The following is an 18,298-nucleotide window of genomic DNA, read 5'->3' as shown; positions in this document are numbered from 1 at the left end:
GAAAAACCCTATCGATTACCAGCTAGGCTGGCTCTTCCATATCTGCCTGCTGCGCCTTAGCCTTGCGCCGGCGCTGTGCAATGCGCTGCTGCTTAAGCAACTCCCGCTGTAGACGCCGCCGCGCCAACTGTGGGTAGAGTACTAAGGCTGCGAGAGCCGCAAAAGTAACAGCAAAGGAAATCCACACATAAATGCCGTGGCCATCCATCGCCAGAAAGTCTGCAAAATTGGCAAATTGAAACTGCACTTTACTTCTCCCCAGCTAATTCCTGCTGTACCCATTGGGTTTTCATCTCGCGGCGTAGTATCAACGCGCGAGTATGCATAAGCAGGGTCCAGGCATAGGTACAATAGAAACCGATAATCATTACCAGCAGCGGGTAAAACATACTGGGATCGATACTGCTGGATTCTGTCAGGCGGATAGTTGCCGGCTGATGGAGGGTAAACCACCAGTCTACCGACTTGTAAATAATTGGGATATTCACCGTCCCGACCAGGGCTAATAGCGCACTGGCCTTGTCGGCCACCTGCTCGCGACTAACCGCTTGGGACAGCGCCATCACACCGATATAAAGAAACAGCAGGATCAACATTGAGGTAATCCTGGCATCCCAAACCCAGTAGGTGCCCCAGGTGGGCTTTCCCCAGACCGCGCCAGTAAAAAGGGATATAAAGGTGAGTACCGCGCCGATTGGAGCCGCTGCGCGCATCACCGCAAAGGAGAGTTTCATCTTCCAGATAAGGCCTATGGCGCCGCTGATCGCCATAATGTAATAGCCTGCCAGGGCCAGGAAAGCCGCCGGCACATGGATAAAGATAATACGGTAGCTATTGCCCTGCTTGGCATCCTCAGGGGCAAACCCCAGACCCCATACCGAACCCGTCACCAACAAAACAACGCTGGCCAATGCCAGCCAGGGCAACCAGCCACTGGTTTTTTGATAGAACCAACGCGGTGAACCCAAACGGTGAAACCATTGCCAAGCCAAGAAGACCTCCGAATCAATTATCCAGGCTGATACGTATTGCCCCCGCTGCCGCCAGTGGTGCCAGGGCTGCGGCAGCAGCCAACAGTGCGGCCAGAATCGCCAGCTGCGCGCTGTAGGCATAGCCATCTATTGCCGCCTGCACCGCGCCGGTGCCGAAGATTAGCACGGGCACATAGAGTGGCATAACAATTAACGCCAGCAACAACCCGGGGCGGCGCAGAGCCACAGTGAGCGCCGCACCTATGGCGCCGATCAGACTGAGGCTCGCGGTCCCCAAAAACAGCGACACAAACAAACACAAATACCCTTCAGAGGGCAAATTCAACATCAACGCCAAGAGCGGAGATAAAAGTGCCAGTGGCAGGCCCGTTGCGACCCAGTGCACCAGGGATTTAGCCAATACGGCAAAATACAGGGGCTGGGGCAACAGTGCTAACTGCTCCAAAGTGCCATCTTCAAAGTCCCCACGGAACAAACTCTCTTGAGAGAGCATGGTGGCAAGCAGCGCCATCACCCAAATCATTCCCGGCGCCATTTTCGCCAATAGTTCGGGCTCTGGTCCCACTCCCAATGGTAAGAGAGCGAGAACCGTTACAAAAAATAATAGTGGGTTGGCAATATCTGCTCGCTTGCGCAGTGCCAGGAGCATTTCAATTTTAAAGAGCGCCACAAAACCTGGGGTAGCGCGTGCTCCAACAGACTTTTGTTGGACATCAGTTAAAGACATGCTCTCCCCCCATTTCGTTAAAAGATTCCTCAACTGCATAGTCAGACAAATCGACAAAGTCCAAGCCAGGCAGGTTGAGAGGCTGGTGGGAGGTCAGAAGGAGAGAGCCGCCACATGTAAGATGGTCAGCCATTTGTTTTTCCAGTGCCGCAACACCGGTGACATCCAGAGCGGTCAGGGGCTCATCGAGAATCCACAAACAGGGCGACAGGGGAAGAAAGAGTCGCGCCAGCGCCACTCGGCGATTCTGGCCCGCCGATAAGCTGCTGCAAAGAGCACCCTCAAAGCCGAATAGATCAACCCTGTCCAGAGCCTCCATCGCCGAGGTCTCTGTAGCCCCATACCAAGTAAGGTTTTCCAGAGGCGTAAGACCTCCCCGAACCCCACCACGGTGGCCGATATACAAAAGGGACTCACGCATAGCGCGCAGTCCCTTGGGAAAGGGGCTATTGCGCCAGAGAATCTCCCCATTGAAATCACTGGTGCTGCCGATCAAGGTACGTAACAGTGTGGTCTTACCGGCACCATTACTTCCCTTGATCTGGATTGCCCCACCGGCATCCAGGGAGAAATCAAGACCCTCAAACAAGCGCCGGCCATCTCGCTCACAGGCGAGATCGCGCACTTGCAATACAGCTGGGGACTTGGGAGTCACAGACATTGCTTGGATAAAACCACTCTGACAAAAATCTGAACGGCATTATACCGGCACTTGTGCTAATTGCATGATATTCAACACTCATGACCTCACTAACTTGATCTCAAGCAAGAATCTTTAGGAATTCAGCGGGTTTTTTTACGCCAGTATTGGCCCCATGCCCAAGCTCTGATATTTTCCTGAGGGTTGTGAGTTGGTACCCAGTACCACCCCTCATAGGAATTCGAGGGAGACTCAGTAGTCAACATCAACAAAAACTTTTGATGTAACCCGGTGCTGAATAAAAGCACCGGACCAGCCTGTAAGGACACACAATAATGACTAGCCTAGCTGTGGATGCCAAACGCTGGCTTGATACCAGCGCCATTAAAAGCGACGATACCTTAGTCAATCAACAACCCTTCCCATTCTTTGTGGCCAGCGACGTTCTAACCAAAGAGATGATGCCTTCATTTCTAAAGGACTTTCCCCAATTAAAAGGAGCCGGCTACCTCCCCTACGAGAAACATGAATGTGGAGACTCCATCAATACCCTGATTGAGGAATTTACCCATCCAGAATTCGCCGATGCGATTGGGGAAAATCTAGGAATAGAAAAACTCTCCCAGTATCCGACCTATGTATCTATCAGCCGTACCCTGAAAAAGCGTCACGGCAGAATTCACACCGATGGCAAATCGAAAATTGCCACGGCCTTACTCTACCTCAATCCTGAATGGACGCTGGATGGCAACGGCTGCTTACGCTTTCTAAAGCGCATTGACGACTTCGAAGATACCGTCGCCCCAGAAGTTCCCCCTTCTTACGGAACACTTGCTGCTTTTAAGCGCGCCGAGAATTCCTTCCATGGCCACCTCCCCTTTGAGGGACAGCGCCTGGTTATTCAAGTTGCCTGGCTGGTAAGCGCTGCCGATAAAGAACGCAAAGCCAAGCGAGGAAAGTTTTCTTACAAACTCAAGCAGTTGATGGGCTGGTTTGGCGGCAAGAAAAAAGAAGACAAGGAAGATACGGTTACACAAATGTAAATTGTTCTGGCCATTCATGTTTCACAGAGGGTTCTGGCCTATGGCCGGCACCCCCTTCCTACCCAACCCCAAAATTAATTCCCATTTTAGAAATCAGCACCAGAGATGGTTTAAAAATACCAAAAACCCTCAGGGTAAAGCTCAATGACCGGCTGTTGGCCACTTGATTTTTATCAACCGAAAGAGACGAAAGAAAGTAGGGGAGATATTTATAACGTAGATCCAGCTTGCGTCAATTAGCTGGTACTAATGCAAACCAAGCATTAACAAGAAAGAGTGCAAAGGCGAAAAATTTAATTGTGCGGTGAACCCTGTTAACGCTCTTATATCACCTACATCAACCCGGCAGACACCGCACTATCCTAAGACTATTGGTTAATTGTTTTTTGACTAGGCATCAAAGTCGTAATCCATTAATTCCCGACTTAAGCGTCTTTCCTCCAGTTTATCCTCAACCATGCGACGAGCATCCCGTGGCGGCTGAGATGTAGCTTGCCTTAGTACTTCATTTGCAATTTGTGGAATATCCACATCATCAAAAACCATGTGCTTTTCGTTTACGTTAACACCCATACGAAACTCCATAATCTTGATCCGTGAAAGCAGAAACATCCTTATCGCACTTTACGGTGCATTGGCAGATTAGCGATGCCAAACAATCCTGGTCAAGCAGAAATTTACAAGACAACTATGACAGGTTTACTGCAGAATATTTTAAAATTCCGTCATGCAAAATCATCCGCGAATTAACCCATTAAATGTTACAAAGCTAACAAGATAAGTTGAGAAAATTACCAAGAATTGCCGAAAGTGAAAGAGAAGAGAAACTGCGGGAAGTGCAGTAACCCTGTCGCCGTCATGTTACTTCAAGTGACAAGGTTCAAATTTTTAGCGGTTTCGGGGGAAAGTAAGGGGACACTCTCAGATAGACAGAGAAGATAAACACGACATGACATGACATTTGTCCTCGTAACAGATAGAATGGCCGCCCTTCGCAACCAACTGCGATCTGCCCCCGTCGGTTAACAGGATAAACCACGGACCTCCTAAGTCCGGACTGGTGGTTCGAGTCCACCCGGGGGCGCCATTAATCACTCCCCCGCAACGCATCAACTTTACTTCGGCACCTCTGTCAGCTTATGAAACCAGTGCTTTAGCTGAATGCATAAAAAGCGCCAGAAAAAGCCCCGCCAGAAGAAGACCACCCCAAAACATCCTAGCAGAGCGGTTTATATTCCTGCCTCGCTTCGCCTCTTCCCTCGCCGCCTTCGTCATAACTCAACTCCCTTTGTTGCGCACTATCGGGCAACAATAGCAGCTCCTCCTCAAAACAGCACGCTTAGAGGCCTCCCCAAGCCCCTCTCCCAAACAAGCAAAGCCCGGGCTGAGCCGGGCTTGTATCACCTTAGTTAGCTGATAGGCGCTACTGTTTCTGCTTTTGCTTCTGCATATTATTGTTACCGCTGCCATCATTAGTGCCATTGGGGGTTGTGCCTGGATTCGTAGTGCCATTCGGGCTGGTACCTGTATTATTAGTACCGCTACCACCCTGCATATTCATCATCTTATTATCAGACTTGTCCTTGCCGTGATGACGCCCCATTTTATGCCATTCATCCTTAAACTTGGCCCAAAAAGACTCCTTCGGCGCTTTGGTACAAGCCGTAATAATCATCGGTGTCACCTTTTCAGTGCCATCGATATCCAACATGTCACCCTCTTCCTTACCGCGCTTTGAGTAAGCTGAAGCCCAGTACACCGCCTTTGGCTTAAATTCATCGTCAATAGCCAGGAAGTCAGCACAGGTCCAGTCCTTTGCTGGCTTCTTGGGGTGTTTGTCTGCCAGGGCAGCAGAAGCAGCAAGACTGGCAATTACCAAGGGAAGGATGAAATGCGTGCTTTTCACAATAAAATCTCCAAGGTTTTCAGGGGCATTACCCCGTGAATTGACAGCAGGTAATATGCAATCCGCTCGCTTCCCAGGAGCAGACCAAGCCGACACCGACTGGTCACTTTGGGCTGTGCGCAATATAGCGAGTTACTACCTTACAGGCCTCACTCCAGCTCCATAACAGCGGAAACACTAGCCAAGGCACCTCGTGAAAGACTACCTGACCCAATGAAAGGATAGACGCTTTTTTCATTTTTTGGCGTGCCATTCAAAAAACCGTCGGAAAATTCTCTTGATCCCTCAGCTACCTATTAACTATCTCTGCTCCCACCCAATCATTTCCCTCTTGCTCTTTCCCAAGCAGGGAAATTCCAATCCAGATAAACCAGACGATCTGGCTTACGCCAAATATTTCCTTAAAAATTTCCTCTGGGTAAATAGTGGCGACACCTGCAGTACCAACGATCAGGCCAACTAGATTCAGGTATCTTGAAAACACTCTCGCTCGCAAAGCGACTGAACTTATTATGAGTACCCAGAGGCCACCCACCAACTCATTGCCACCCCCCAGGCTTTCAACCATCAGGTAAATCACACCCCAAGCTTCAAAGGCCTTATCCGAGCTGAGCTCCATCAATCCAATGGCATAGGCAAGCCCAATATTGGCAATCATACCGCTAGCAATCACCAATCCCACCCAGATTGCCCCAAACAGCGACGCCAAAATGGTGAGTCCAGCATTTTCATTTTTTAGCTCTTCATATAAACCTACTACCAAACACCCCAACAAGACAGCAAAGACTAAATACATCAATGTGTATACAATATTAAAAAGTAATTGACTTTCCTCCAAAAACTTCATTTTTTCAGCAGGGCTTCCGGCGGACGGGAAAGCCCAAAATAAACCAAAAAATATAAAAGCAGCGATATAGATTAGCCCCATACCTATGGCCGAAACTCCTGCAATTCTATTCATGCCCCCTCCTCTAACTGGAAACTGATTTAAGGAATTACTTTACCAATTTATGATGCCTAACGGACCAAGAGTATCTTCAATTATGCAGCCTTCAATAATCACTACCACAATCCCCAACGCACTAGAAGTTCAAGTGATCGCAGAACCTAGCCTTTAAGCCAAAGGTAGAAGGTGTCCCTTATCACTAAGCTAACATTAATGTCAGAATTCTTTAAGAACCCCAAAGAGATTTCTATTGATGTCCGCAATTCAGATACAACAACCAGCTACCAGCAAATAAATTAGCCAGCCAAGAAAGTAAAATGGGATATTGGAAATTCAAAAAAGAAGAGGAGGGATCGATAACAGAATTAGCAGCCTTGAAACAATATAATTTGATTGCAAATGATTACACGCAATGTAAGAGATCACTTTATAGCAAGCCAGTAATAAGTGGCTTGCTATGGGGTGTACTTCTCAATTTTTTACTGAGCGAGCCTGTACTTTCTGGCAATAGCTCTAAACTGCTGCATATAAATAGTACGAGCGGGCTGATAAGGAGGTAACCACTTATCAGGCCCTCGGCCATTCCGGCTCAGGCCATGCCCCTTGCCAATCAACCAGGTATTGGCCGGGTCTTCAGCAAAGACCCTACGTTGCTTGCTACTCCAGCCCCTCCCGCCATGACGAAGAGCCCACGACTCAGGAACAACTGGCTCAACATCCAGATCGGAAGCCTGTTGAATAAACTTGCCGCTATAGGGGTCCATCCACAAACCTGAGACTACCTTGCAGCCATCTTCTCCGCCCAGTGTGACTGGAGCCAGGGAAAGGCGGACTAACAACTTATACCGATTGCTTTCACAACCCTCTGAAGCCTCTCCTTCTATAGGCCCCGCCAAACCGGATGGCGATTGCAATGTACCCTCATTGCAACCAACAATTACAAATATCAATACCATGCATATAATACGTAGGAACATCAAAAAACAACCCGAAAAAGTAACAACACTTCTAAACGCTTATCCTGATAAGTATACAATTTTCTGATAAGCCAACCTACCAACAAAACCTACAATTGTAATTAAAATATTCCACCATCTTCTATTAATCCACCAGAAACACCCTTGATGTAGTTAATCCTTCCACCAAACTTAATTACCTCAACTTCCCTATCAGATAAGTCATTCCTTAACCATATCGTTTTATTACGGCTAAGATTCTTAAGCTCCAAATACGTATTGTCACCAGTGAGACTCGCAAGATCAAAAAACTGAAGCCTATCTCCCTCACCAAAAAACTGATAATCACTCTCATTCCCCATGGTCAATATCAATACTCCGTGATCAATAAGGTTTTTCCTATAGGGCAAAGTAACACTTTTAGCGATGACGCAACGAACACCTAAATAGCGCAAAGTAATTGCCGCATGTTCTCGTCCAGATCCATACCCCAAATTGTGCCCCGCTACAAGAAATAGATCCTCTTCAATTTCTATCGCTCGCTCATAAAAGGAGTTATCAATTCTGGAAAAGGTGTGGCGACTCAATTCTGGGATATTTGACCACATTGGCAATACCTCAGCACCAGCGGGAATAATGTCATCCGTAGTGACATTATCTTCTACTTTCAAAATAACCGGCCCATCAATCACGCTAAGCATCTTCTCCATAACTGGCAGCTTTTTAATATTGGGCCCTTTTTTTAACTCCACTTTTACAGGAATTTCTTGCGGGGCCCCCATCAGCGGTCGCATATCCAACAAGGTTTCCGGCTCTTCATAAACGGGATAATCCATCTCCATTTCTCTGGGGTCTGTAATTTTCCCAGTGAGCGCACTCACAGTAGCGGTTTCTGGGCTGCATAAATAAACCTGATCCTCTTTGGTTCCTGAGCGGCCAGGGAAGTTGCGCGGTACCGTTCTGAGGCTATTATGACCACTCGCTGGGGCCTGCCCCATCCCAATACAACCGCCGCAACCGGTATCATGTAAGCTAGCACCCGCCCCTATTAACCTCTCGAGATCACCGCTCTGGATCAGACCATGTAGCACTTGGCGTGAGGAGGGGTTTATATCGAAAGACATATTATCTGGCACATGAAGACCATTCACTATTAATGCCGGTATAGCGAAGTCACGTAATCCGGGGTTTGCCGAAGACCCAATATAGCTCTGGGAGACCGATCTGCCGCTAACTTCTTTAACTTTCACCACCTTATCTGGTCGCGAAGGGCAAGCAATCATTGGCTCAAGCTCGGACAGATCAATAAAGGCCTCTTCATCATAAGTAGCACCTTCATCAGCACTCAGCTCCGTAAAATCTTCCTCTCTAGACTGCTGGCGAAGAAAAAACCTAACTTGATCATCAGCCGGGAAAACACTGGTTATAGCCCCCATCTCATGCCCCATATTAGCAATAACATGCCGATCCATAGCAGTTAGGTTTTTTAATCCGGGTCCGTGATATTCAACAATCTTATTCCAACAGCCACTAGCGGTGTATCTACGTAAAAGCTCCAAAATAATATCTTTTGCACTTACCCATGACTGCAGATTACCCTCCAAATACACCCCTAAAACTTTCGGCATGACCAAGGTGAGTGGACACCCTATCATCGCTAAAGCAATCTCAATTCCCCCTGCGCCCATTGCCAGCATGGAAAGTGAACCTGCAGCACAGGTATGACTATCAGCTCCAAGCATTGTTTTGCCAGGAATTCCAAAACAAGACATATGTACAGGGTGACTAATCCCGTTTCCGGGGCGCGAATACCAAAGTCCAAATTTTCGACAGGCGCTCTCCAGGAAAACATGATCATCCCCATTTCTGTGGTCTGCCTTCAGAAGATTATGATCTACATACTGCGCACAAAGCTCAGCTTTTACAGATCTAGCCCCCAGAGCCTCAAGCTCTAGCATGACCAATGTACCCGTGGCATCCTCACTGAGAACCTGATCAATTTTGAGCTGTAAAACCTCCCCTGGAACCATTTTTCCACTAATCAAATGACTCTCAATCAACTTTTCAGCAAGATTTAACCTGCTCAAACCACTAACCGCTTCCGAGAAGACTAATTGGAAATAACAAAAGTACTCTAATTAGATATTAATCTGCTTGAATAGAAATTAGCAGTTCTGGAGAAAATTAAGTAAAAGGCCAACCTCTAATGATATTTAAAAGATAAGCCATGTGAATTTTTTTAAACTGAAATTACAAACATAACAACCCATTCAGCAACTATTATCTAGAACCAGAATCCAATAAATGAATATTATAAGCACAAAATAATTTACAGCTTCACCCAATCAAAATAATCAGCATTCATAAACGAAACCAGAAATAGAAAATCATTGCAATACCGTCCTTAAATATTTAAAACCATAAACTTATAAAAAAAGTCTCAACAAACCCCCACTTCCTAACTTAAGAAAAAAGATCATTATTCTATTTAACCTTAAGAAGAAGGCTTATAAAGAACCAAATCCCAAGAAGAACAAGCGTTCAACTGCTGGCCAACAATCAGTTTGAAAGAGCCTGAAAATCAATGTTATAAAAAAATTTTAGATAGGCTGACCAGCCAGCCAGTAAAGGGCAAAAAGAAAGAAGCCAACACAATCTCGGCATCCAAATCAATAGCCAAGTGCAACCCCTACATCCTCATCGAACATACAACCACTATTGTATACTTAGTCATACACAAGACATTCCTCTAACAGAAGTAGATTGCCGTTTATCCAGCCACTTAATGGTATCTGGATACACTTCTGCTACTATTGGCTGGAATAGTACAAAACTATCATTTGAGATCATAAGAAACTTCTTTACCCTAGATTTCCACACACATTTAACCAGTGTCTCAATTTTTAACTTAACGAGGATTTTTATATTGAAACATTTGCAGCTTACCAGCTTTACTCTGATGCTACTTTTAATGGGATGTTCTTCAGAAAATTCTGGAGATTCTAGCCCTGGTGTAGGCTCAGATAAGGATAAACATGGATGTATAGCTTCAGCTGGCTACCTTTGGTGCGCAAAAACAAACGCGTGTGAACGCCCATGGGAGCTGGCAGAGAAGGCTGGTTTTCCAAACACCTCAGATGATTTTGAAGAGTATTGTGGTAAGTAAGAGTGACAGTAAATTATTAGCTGACCCTCAATGCCACGCCAAGACTTATTTCTTTAATCCCTCAAGCTACCAACCAAGACAAATACCTCTGCTGAGGTAAGCAGGTGAGGTAACAAACCTGCTGTAGCCTCTACATCTATTGGGAGTTTCACACTCACAGGAATCGGCTTGTACTATTTGCCAGCGTGCTCATTCTGGAACTGAGCCACCCAATGAATGACTGTGAGGCCAGACTAAACAAACTGTAGCGTCTGGAGGGTAGTACTCTGTATATTCCTGAATGATAGAATTGCCGTTGTACTGCATGTTCTTTACGGTCTCATAGCTATAGTTCGAAAGAGGCTCTCCGCTAAGTTGGCATCAGCTAAATTCTTACCCTTTTTTTGACTCAAAAAGTTCGGGATGCTTATTCTTCCAATTGTTGATTGTTTGCTGTGTTGCCTCAAAGAATTGGCCTAGCTCTTTGTCAGCCAGAACCAATTCAATGAGCTTTGTGGCCTGCTCAATCAACCGCTCCAACTTGCTATCAATGCGCTGGAGCCTGGTTTGAATGTCGCCCTTAAACTCAACCATGTGTTTTTGCCCCAGAATGTGCATAGCTGATTCATGCTGAATTGCCTGGGTGTTGGCGGTTATCCCTTTCTCAACATCAGAACCCCATATGAAAAAACCAGCCACCAATAAGATAATGCTGGCAATTTGGGTAATAATTATACTTTTACTAAGATGCCAACATTCTGCTGCTTGGGTCATAGGCTTTACCAAGCAGAAATAATTTTCTATGAAATTTGATTGGTAGAAGGTTTGCTTTGAGAGCAAAAGGGGCTTCGATTACAGGTCTTTGGTGCCCATATTTCGACAGCCCTCGGTTTAAAAAAAGTCCAAAATCTAAAAATTTATGTCCAAAACTTAAAACTAGCCAAGCGATATCCAAGTAGATTGTTCATGTTAGAGCAAGGTTATTTAGTTAGTATAAAAGTCTACTCATGCCACCTAGTGGTGCTTTTACAAGGAGAGTCACTATGCCATTCGCTGAACCATGGAGAAGATACTGTTCTGGAGACTTTTTTTATGGGTTTTCGGGAAGTAGAGCGAGGCTAATTCAACAGCTAACGCAAAGAACCATGCAGGATTTTGCCAGCAAAAACACGGTCGCATGGCTTGATCAATTACTAACCGGCACTGCTGTACACGATTGTCATTACTTAAATGAAGACTTTAATAATTTCTGTCGTAGTAAAGAGAAATATAAATGTGTTGTATCAGATGATTCCAGTACAGAGCCACCCCAAACAGGGGAGGAATCTGAAGACAACAAAAGGTTCAGAAGAAAGAGTAAAGCTGGAATCGAGTTCTTAGTAAAACACCATCACTTCATACATTTTGCAATAGACTATGATATGGATTGGAATGCCGTAATTACTAAACCAGGACAAGGTGAAGGTTTAGTAGAAGCAAAATTTCCATTTGAAAGAAAAACAATGTATCAGTATGACTTCGGTAATGGTTTAAAAAACCGTGTAATTACATATGCAGAAATTAGATTTATCTATAGAAACAGGAATGACGCAGATTTCATGAAACGAATACAGTTTTGGTATCAAGATGCCGCTAACTCTGATAGCGCGTTCAGTCCTGAGGCCCCTCCCTGGGAAAGATACCCTGAAATCTGGGAAAACTATAAACCAAAAAGTGAAGCTTGATTAACTGACAACCCTTAAAAATCACTATTTATAGTTTGTCCGTCTGAGTACCATGCGTTTTATCATATGAACGCATGGCACCCATTCCGAGCATGGCCGCTATCATCGAGAACAGCGCACCAGTTTCTAGCACTAGCAGTGGAGTCACCCCTGTAAGTATTGAACCCTTAGCACTGTAGAGGGCCCAGACCCAACACAGCAATGGATATAAAACAAACTGATAAGCGAAGGCCAAGCCCCCAACCCATCCAATCCATCCAATCCAGGGACGCCAGCCAGCGACAAATATGCTTTTATGCCGGGCTTCGGCTTTGTTGACCTCCAGCTGTCCGAGAAGCAATTGAATTTGAGTATTTAGCTCTACTAAGCTGCCCCTTTGCTTGAGTTCCTTCAGCTTCTGTACTTCCCCAGCACATTTAACCGGGTCAGGCTAACTGCGCTCAATAGCCATTGTGCCTGCATCAAAAATTGCTGTTAGTGGATCGTAACTCCACTCTGTAAGGCGGGTGCGCTCACCTGGCATAGATTCAAGGTCATCCAGGTGAAGGAATCGCCCTTTGAATACCCCCTTCTACTTTAACCCTATACCTGTGAAGTCTTCCTGTTGGGCTATTTGGATTAACCAGCAGGCTCTTCCTAAAGCCACCTGCACATCGACAGCCTGCCCGGCAGCATGAGTCATGGTGGCATTAACACGGGCGTTGTGTGCGGGGCAGCAGCAACCGGAATTAATGACTATTGGCTTGCCATGGCACTCCCTGATTTTAATCAGGCGATTGAGCGTTTCATCTTGAAATGGTTTTTGCCACAACAACAGGCGAACTCCGGCTCTGTGAAATAGTCGTTTTGAGGCATTGGGAGTCTCAAATTTTAGGCATAAAAAAACCGGCTGGGGGGCCGGCTTAAGAAAGGATGAACGGTCGCTGCATGAAAACCAGAGCAGCTATGGGTATAGTAACCCCCGCCAACATACACTGTCAATATATACAACTGTATATATACACAGCCATATGCACTGACTTAAGTTTCAACTCACCAAACTGGAACAAAAAACCCCGCATTCAGGGAATTTTTGGACATTTAGCTAAGGAATTTCGTACTTATCCCAGTATGGGGCTTCTATATAGTTCTGACAAAGAGAAAGTCAAAGGTTTTCTACTTGCCAATATGGCACCACATTAACTTTTATTGCTTATTAAAATGCCAGCATAGGTTTACCGCTTGACATATTAACTTCGCCTCACATTAAATTTTACATCGCCGCCTAATCAAAAAATGGAGAGGACCAATGAGGGCCTACCCGATAATTTTTGCATTAATAATTAACTTATTTTCTTCAAGTAATACATTCGCCAATAAAAGCATGGATAACGTATTAGAGGATTCGAATTATAATTCGCTAAAATCCGTATCCGAACGTTCAATAGCCAATGAAGATATTTCTCGCTCAGACTTAGTTCAACTCACAAATAGAGCGCAGTTTCAAGTAGAAGAATCTAACGCATCCATACAGGCAGATTTATCTGTTGATGGTCAATCAGTAAGATTTATTACGGAAAAATCTCAGAGTAACCCAGACTTTCTTAACATAACCATCAGGGTTGCTAGCGCGAACTACAACATAGAGTTAGATCTCGAAAACTCCGAGTATGTAGTGTCTGGTTATGGCTCAAAACTTGGTATTGAAGGAAAACTACTTATTGCCGCTATAGCTTGGAAAATGGAAGAGAATAACTGGCATATATCCGAAAACTTATACAAATCCAAATCATATAGGATCGCCAACTGGATCTCTGAAATGCCAGCAGGAATGATAATGCATACTATTGATTCAAGAACCAAGCCAGAGAAGGGCGAACCAGACTCTAATAACAGACAATCCATTGTACCCCAAATATAAGTTTTAGCCCTTTGACCTTACCTCCCAACTTCAGGGAAAGCAGCTGAATCCCCACAACTGCCACCTTTAAGTCCGACAATACCTCTATACGAACTTGGTGATTCCCCGGCTATTCTTTAATCGCCAGGGTGATAACAAAAAACTGCTGCTTCTGGATTATCACTTCAGTGCGGGTGTAGAGTTTGAACGCTATATCAGTTGCATATCACAGGCCTTCCAGCGTGGAAGTATTCAGGATGGGCACCGACTTCTTGCTCCTGGCCTGCCGCTAAGAAAACTCGCTTAAGCTCTTAGGCGGACTGTATAAGCGGGACCTTCTTTTATTTGTGGATCTCTACCAAATAAACCCTTTCAGCCTCTATATGAATGTTCAGTGCTATCTTCCGGCGTAACTCGTAGAGCGGTTTCTATTGCTTTTCCATGTGCTCTACCTTTATTGCTTGACAACCTACATTGCCTAGCATGTCAGCGATTGGTATGCCACGAGAACAACAATTACCCAAATACTTGGCGCTGTCGCTTGCAGCCCCAATGCGCAATATACAGAGGGAATTACATTTATTTATGGCATGAGCAATAAAAATTACTATGGTGAGGGATATGTAATGGCATCAACCTTAATATCTAGAAAATCTCGCAGCATACCTCGCAGACATAAAGTCGAAGGACCTACAGGTTATAAGCGCAACAGCATTTACCGAATGATTAAAGAGGGCAGCTATCCTCATCAGCGACAAATAGACCCAGAAGCCGTGGGCTGCAAAAGCCAGGAAATCAAGATTTAATAGCAGAACATAATGCTAGGTCGAAGCCGAGCTGCTCTCTATCTACGGCCATCATTGAATAATTGCCTGTTAAAGAGCAAAGCGGAGGCCTGACAGGGGACTGAAGGTTCTTGAAACGAAAAAGCCCGGCATCAGCCGGGCTTTAAAATATGGCGGTGAGGGAGGGATTCGAACCCTCGATGCCTTTCGACATACACACTTTCCAGGCGTGCTCCTTCGGCCACTCGGACACCTCACCAAATTGTCACCCTCCGCGAGGGTAATCCTCTTTTCAGAGGAGCTCTCTCTTTAGCAAAATCTTCAAGGAAATCAGGAAGATAGCTGCTGTCTCATCGAGAGAGCGCGCACTTTACCCAAATGTTTCCGGTTGTGCAAGTACTAATTTGCTTTCCACTGTGAAAAAAAATCATCCACTTGTAAATCCGGTGCCTGGCGTGCCGCTTTATCGGGGGTTCCACAGTAGATAAACCCATCAATACGTTCATTTTCAGCCAAACCCAAACCTTGGGCAACCTGGGGATTATTGGCTAATGGTCCGGTGCGCCAGTAAACACCCACCCCCTCGGCATAAGCGGCTGTGAGCATTGCCTGCACCGCCCCTGCTGTAGACATATGTTGCTCCAGATGGGGAACCTTGGGGTGTTCCTGTAACCGTGTAATTGCCACAATAATCAAGGGGGCGCGCAGGGGCATCGCCAAGGTGCGTTGACGCTGAGCTTCAGTTAGGGGAACACCTTCAGACTGCTCAGCCGCTTTTAGAAATATTTCCCCAAGGCGCTCGCGCTCTTGGCCCTCTACCATTAGAAACCGCCAGGGGCGTAGGCAGGCGTGATCCGCTGCACGCAGTGCTGCGCGAAAGATATTTTGCCGCTGCTGCTCATTGGGTGCAGGCTCGACCAGCTTGCCCGTTGAAACTCTATTATGCAGGGCGGTCAGGGCATCCATCGTTCTCTCCATTTACTGACTGAGCGCTGAGTGTACCCTAACCCATCTGCGCAGCGCATACGTACGCCCCACATAAAAACCCTGTACAGGCATCGGTTTTTTAGCAATCTGGCTTTTGTAGGAGTACACTTCGCCCAGTAAATCACTGCGCAACCACTTGCTCCCAGAACTTTCCGGGACCAATCTGTGGCCTGCCTGCGGTTTGTTTATTACTGCTTAACGGACAAAAAGATAACCACAAATGCAGGACCAGCTTGAGGGGAACAAAGGGCGAAATATCAGCCCGCATTACTCGACTTATTTTCGCTGCCTAATTCTTTTTGCGGCTGCGGGAACCCTGGTAACTGCAATCGAGTGGTCATCTTCTTGGCAACCGGACAAACTGCTCAATGTTGGTGCAGCGGCTTTTATGCTGGTTTATTGCACTTTTGCTCAATTCATACTCTACAGATCCCGCGATAAGAAGGCTTATAAAACCCGTCGCATCCTGAGATTTTCCGATACCGTATTGGTAGGCATTACCGTTGCCCTGGCTAATTTCAGCATGCTGCCATCTCTGTTATTCATTACGATGGTTCAACTCAATGCGCTTTCCCTGGGAGGGGGGCGCCAGTGGTTTGAGCACAACACCGGCCTTTTAGTCGGCGTGGTACTGGGTTATCTGATGCACAGGCCGGCATTATTGATTAACGCCGACCTCACCATAAGCACCATGAGCCTGATTGGTATCCTGGTCTACCTCTGTGCCTATGCCTTTTTTACTCACCGCCAGATTGGCAAGCTCAAGGAAGCCAACCACACCCTGGCAACAGAGCAGCGCGTAAGCAAGGTGCGCTCTTACAAACTCTCCAAGTATTTGCCACAACGCCTGTGGCGCTCCGTAACCACCGGCGATGAAGAAGCACTGACTACCCAGCGCAAGCTGCTTACGGTGTTCTTTTCCGATATCAAAGATTTCAGCCAGTTGACCGAAGAGCTCGAAGCGGAAACCTTTACCCTCCTACTCAACAACTACCTCTCAGAGATGGCCCGAATCGCTGGCCAGTATGGGGGCACCATCGACAAATTTATTGGCGATGCGGTGATGGTGGTCTTTGGGGATGATGAAAGTAAGGGCCCCAAATCCGACGCCCTGCGCTGTGTGGCTATGGCTTTGGCGATGCGCAAGCGGGTACGGGAAATGAAGCAGGAGTGGTACAACAAAGGGATTTCCCGCCCTTTGCAGGTGCGCATGGGCATTAACACTGGCTATTGCACCGTGGGTATCTTCGGCACAGCCAACTACCAGTCTTACACCGTAATGGGCACCCACGTGAACCTGGCTTCCCGCCTTGAAGGCGCAGCACAGCCGGGGGAAATCCTGATTAGCCATGAGACCTGGGCAATGATCAAGCACACTGTTATGTGCCGAGACAAAGGGCATATTACGGTGAAGGGCATCAGCACCCCGGTTAAAGTCTACCAAGTCACCGACTTGCGTAAGAATCTCGGCGGACAGCAGAGTTACCTGGAGGAGCACGCCCCAGGCTTTTCTATGCACCTAGACTTGGATAAGATTCGCAACTACGACAAGGTCAAGGTACTGCAATCCTTGGAAAAAGCCACAACCAGCCTTAAAAGCAAAGTGATTATCTGAGCTTAGCGACCCGTCACATTGTGGTATGCATTCTCATTGCCAGGTTCCCCATGATCCAGGCAGTCCCCAAGACAATAATCAGTAAAATCAGCGTTGAAAAAAGGATCAGAGCCAGGTTATCCCGCCCTTCCTTTTGCGTTGTCACATTCAAGAAGCATTTGAGCTGTACCGCCAATTGGGCCACCCCAAGTAAACCTACTAGTATAAGTACACTCTTGTATTCCTTACCCAGAGCCAGTACCGCCCAGAATGCAGCCAACGTAAACACAACCGACAGCACATACCCGGTAAGATAGGTGCGCAAATGTGCGGAAAAACCGGATTTTTCAGCCATAGACCCAGCCACCAAAATAAACTACTGAGAAAATCCCAATCCAAATCAAATCCAGGAAATGCCAGAACAGCGCCAACCGTAAAAAGCGCAACTTCACCAAATCAGTCATGCCCACTGTAAGTACCTGTGCGATCATGACCAGCATCCACAGGCAGCCAAAGCTGACATGTAAACCATGTAGGGGCACCAAACCAAAGAAGGCTGATAGATAGCCGCTGCGCTGGGGCGTCCCTCCCTTGGCTGCCATTTCAGAGAAATCGAGCAACTCAAGAGTTAAGAAGCCCAGCCCCAATAGTAAAGTCACCACCACCCAAAACAGGAAACTACCCTGGCTGCGCTGGTGCTTCATGGTGATAGTGGCTATCCCCACAGTGAGACTGCTGGTGAGTAGCAACATGGTCTGCGCAAAAAGGCTGCCGAAATCAAATAGCTCCCTAGGACCAGGGCCGCCTGCGGTCGCACCAATCATGGTGATATAGATAGCGAAAACGACCCCGAAAAAAATCAGGTCGCTCATCATAAAAACCCAGAATCCAAAGATCACCATATCCGGGTCTTTATGAATGGCTCCAGGGCTCTCTCTCATCCCCTTATTTAGCGCTGATGAATTCCCGTTCAT

General features: G+C 46.5%; 21 protein-coding genes and 2 tRNA genes. 7 read left to right on the top strand and 16 right to left on the bottom strand.

The window, feature by feature from the left end; genetic code table 11:
- Nucleotides 1-22: 22 nt before the first annotated feature.
- Genes ccmD through ccmA form a run of 4 tightly spaced genes read right to left on the bottom strand, consistent with a single transcriptional unit; the run spans nucleotide 23 to nucleotide 2,380 of the window.
- On the bottom strand, nucleotides 23-247 hold the full coding sequence (gene ccmD, locus ACJJH9_RS06130) for a heme exporter protein CcmD (RefSeq protein WP_252085317.1): 225 nt from the start codon (nucleotides 245-247) through the stop codon (nucleotides 23-25).
- A gap of 1 nt (nucleotide 248) precedes the next feature.
- On the bottom strand, nucleotides 249-992 hold the full coding sequence (locus ACJJH9_RS06125) for a heme ABC transporter permease (RefSeq protein ID WP_252085316.1): 744 nt from the start codon (nucleotides 990-992) through the stop codon (nucleotides 249-251).
- A 13-nt stretch (nucleotides 993-1,005) separates the two neighbouring features.
- Nucleotides 1,006-1,719: a heme exporter protein CcmB gene (ccmB, locus tag ACJJH9_RS06120; RefSeq protein ID WP_444924642.1), complete on the bottom strand. Its 714-nt coding sequence runs from the start codon at nucleotides 1,717-1,719 to the stop codon at nucleotides 1,006-1,008.
- Nucleotides 1,706-2,380, bottom strand: coding sequence for a cytochrome c biogenesis heme-transporting ATPase CcmA (gene ccmA, locus ACJJH9_RS06115; RefSeq protein WP_444924641.1), 675 nt, complete (start codon nucleotides 2,378-2,380; stop codon nucleotides 1,706-1,708). The genes ccmB and ccmA overlap by 14 nt, the downstream gene beginning before the upstream one ends.
- Nucleotides 2,381-2,694: 314 nt before the next feature.
- On the opposite strand from ccmA, the gene ACJJH9_RS06110 reads away from it, so the two are divergent.
- Nucleotides 2,695-3,402 (top strand): 2OG-Fe(II) oxygenase, encoded by a 708-nt coding sequence (locus ACJJH9_RS06110; RefSeq protein ID WP_444898607.1) that lies wholly within the window; start codon nucleotides 2,695-2,697, stop codon nucleotides 3,400-3,402.
- 390 nt (nucleotides 3,403-3,792) lie between these two features.
- On the opposite strand, the gene ACJJH9_RS06105 is transcribed toward ACJJH9_RS06110, so the two are convergent.
- Nucleotides 3,793-3,975, bottom strand: coding sequence for a PA3496 family putative envelope integrity protein (locus tag ACJJH9_RS06105; protein WP_252085312.1), 183 nt, complete (start codon nucleotides 3,973-3,975; stop codon nucleotides 3,793-3,795).
- Nucleotides 3,976-4,413: 438 nt separating this feature from the next.
- On the opposite strand from ACJJH9_RS06105, the gene ACJJH9_RS06100 reads away from it, so the two are divergent.
- Nucleotides 4,414-4,489: transfer RNA gene (locus tag ACJJH9_RS06100), tRNA-Arg, on the top strand.
- Between the two features lie 336 nt (nucleotides 4,490-4,825).
- Here ACJJH9_RS06100 and hdeA read toward each other — a convergent pair.
- The 4 genes from hdeA to ACJJH9_RS06080 form a co-directional block, all read right to left on the bottom strand.
- Entirely contained in the window at nucleotides 4,826-5,308 is a 483-nt protein-coding gene (gene hdeA / locus ACJJH9_RS06095) for an acid-activated periplasmic chaperone HdeA (protein WP_252085311.1), read from the bottom strand.
- A gap of 289 nt (nucleotides 5,309-5,597) precedes the next feature.
- Nucleotides 5,598-6,269, bottom strand: a complete 672-nt coding sequence (locus ACJJH9_RS06090) for a hypothetical protein (RefSeq protein ID WP_444898609.1) — start codon at nucleotides 6,267-6,269, stop codon at nucleotides 5,598-5,600.
- Between the two features lie 464 nt (nucleotides 6,270-6,733).
- A complete protein-coding gene (locus tag ACJJH9_RS06085; protein ID WP_444898610.1) occupies nucleotides 6,734-7,168 on the bottom strand; it encodes an HNH endonuclease in 435 nt (144 codons plus the stop codon).
- 164 nt (nucleotides 7,169-7,332) lie between these two features.
- Complete coding sequence (locus tag ACJJH9_RS06080) at nucleotides 7,333-9,297, bottom strand: aconitate hydratase (RefSeq protein ID WP_444924640.1); 1,965 nt, start codon at nucleotides 9,295-9,297, stop codon at nucleotides 7,333-7,335.
- A gap of 839 nt (nucleotides 9,298-10,136) precedes the next feature.
- Here ACJJH9_RS06080 and ACJJH9_RS06075 point away from each other — a divergent pair.
- A complete protein-coding gene (locus ACJJH9_RS06075) occupies nucleotides 10,137-10,376 on the top strand; it encodes a hypothetical protein (RefSeq protein WP_444924639.1) in 240 nt (79 codons plus the stop codon).
- Between the two features lie 372 nt (nucleotides 10,377-10,748).
- On the opposite strand, the gene ACJJH9_RS06070 is transcribed toward ACJJH9_RS06075, so the two are convergent.
- Nucleotides 10,749-11,129, bottom strand: a complete 381-nt coding sequence (locus tag ACJJH9_RS06070; protein WP_444924638.1) for a hypothetical protein — start codon at nucleotides 11,127-11,129, stop codon at nucleotides 10,749-10,751.
- A gap of 269 nt (nucleotides 11,130-11,398) precedes the next feature.
- Here ACJJH9_RS06070 and ACJJH9_RS06065 point away from each other — a divergent pair, with 269 nt between their 5' ends.
- On the top strand, nucleotides 11,399-12,079 hold the full coding sequence (locus ACJJH9_RS06065; RefSeq protein WP_252085305.1) for a hypothetical protein: 681 nt from the start codon (nucleotides 11,399-11,401) through the stop codon (nucleotides 12,077-12,079).
- Between the two features lie 28 nt (nucleotides 12,080-12,107).
- Here ACJJH9_RS06065 and ACJJH9_RS06060 read toward each other — a convergent pair whose 3' ends face one another.
- Together ACJJH9_RS06060 and ACJJH9_RS06055 are read right to left on the bottom strand one after the other, a co-directional pair.
- Nucleotides 12,108-12,473, bottom strand: a complete 366-nt coding sequence (locus tag ACJJH9_RS06060; RefSeq protein WP_444925208.1) for a 3TM-type holin — start codon at nucleotides 12,471-12,473, stop codon at nucleotides 12,108-12,110.
- Between the two features lie 177 nt (nucleotides 12,474-12,650).
- On the bottom strand, nucleotides 12,651-12,893 hold the full coding sequence (locus ACJJH9_RS06055) for a D-Ala-D-Ala carboxypeptidase family metallohydrolase (protein WP_444924637.1): 243 nt from the start codon (nucleotides 12,891-12,893) through the stop codon (nucleotides 12,651-12,653).
- 474 nt (nucleotides 12,894-13,367) lie between these two features.
- Between ACJJH9_RS06055 and ACJJH9_RS06050 the strand changes: the two genes are divergently transcribed.
- Together ACJJH9_RS06050 and ACJJH9_RS06045 are read left to right on the top strand one after the other, a co-directional pair.
- A complete protein-coding gene (locus ACJJH9_RS06050; protein ID WP_444924636.1) occupies nucleotides 13,368-13,979 on the top strand; it encodes a hypothetical protein in 612 nt (203 codons plus the stop codon).
- A 569-nt stretch (nucleotides 13,980-14,548) separates the two neighbouring features.
- Nucleotides 14,549-14,764 carry an AlpA family phage regulatory protein gene (locus ACJJH9_RS06045; protein WP_444924635.1) on the top strand — a complete coding sequence of 72 codons (216 nt, stop codon included), beginning with the start codon at nucleotides 14,549-14,551 and terminating at the stop codon, nucleotides 14,762-14,764.
- 150 nt (nucleotides 14,765-14,914) lie between these two features.
- On the opposite strand, the gene ACJJH9_RS06040 is transcribed toward ACJJH9_RS06045, so the two are convergent.
- Both ACJJH9_RS06040 and ACJJH9_RS06035 read right to left on the bottom strand, forming a co-directional pair.
- Nucleotides 14,915-15,002, bottom strand: a tRNA-Ser gene (locus ACJJH9_RS06040).
- A gap of 140 nt (nucleotides 15,003-15,142) precedes the next feature.
- A complete protein-coding gene (locus ACJJH9_RS06035) occupies nucleotides 15,143-15,709 on the bottom strand; it encodes a nitroreductase family protein (RefSeq protein ID WP_252085300.1) in 567 nt (188 codons plus the stop codon).
- A 241-nt stretch (nucleotides 15,710-15,950) separates the two neighbouring features.
- Between ACJJH9_RS06035 and ACJJH9_RS06030 the strand changes: the two genes are divergently transcribed.
- Nucleotides 15,951-17,345: an adenylate/guanylate cyclase domain-containing protein gene (locus tag ACJJH9_RS06030; RefSeq protein WP_444885488.1), complete on the top strand. Its 1,395-nt coding sequence runs from the start codon at nucleotides 15,951-15,953 to the stop codon at nucleotides 17,343-17,345.
- A 13-nt stretch (nucleotides 17,346-17,358) separates the two neighbouring features.
- Here the strand turns inward: ACJJH9_RS06030 and cyoD are convergent, their stop codons facing one another.
- Complete coding sequence (cyoD, locus tag ACJJH9_RS06025) at nucleotides 17,359-17,679, bottom strand: cytochrome o ubiquinol oxidase subunit IV (protein WP_252085298.1); 321 nt, start codon at nucleotides 17,677-17,679, stop codon at nucleotides 17,359-17,361.
- Nucleotides 17,672-18,298 carry a cytochrome c oxidase subunit 3 gene (locus tag ACJJH9_RS06020; protein ID WP_252085297.1) on the bottom strand — a complete coding sequence of 209 codons (627 nt, stop codon included), beginning with the start codon at nucleotides 18,296-18,298 and terminating at the stop codon, nucleotides 17,672-17,674. Before ACJJH9_RS06020 ends, cyoD begins: the two co-directional genes overlap by 8 nt.

The sequence above is a fragment of the Microbulbifer mixtoriginis (SeqCode) genome, assembly GCF_052466715.1.
The sequence above is the reverse complement of the archived record's forward strand: the minus strand, read 5'-3'. Positions and strand labels throughout refer to the sequence as shown.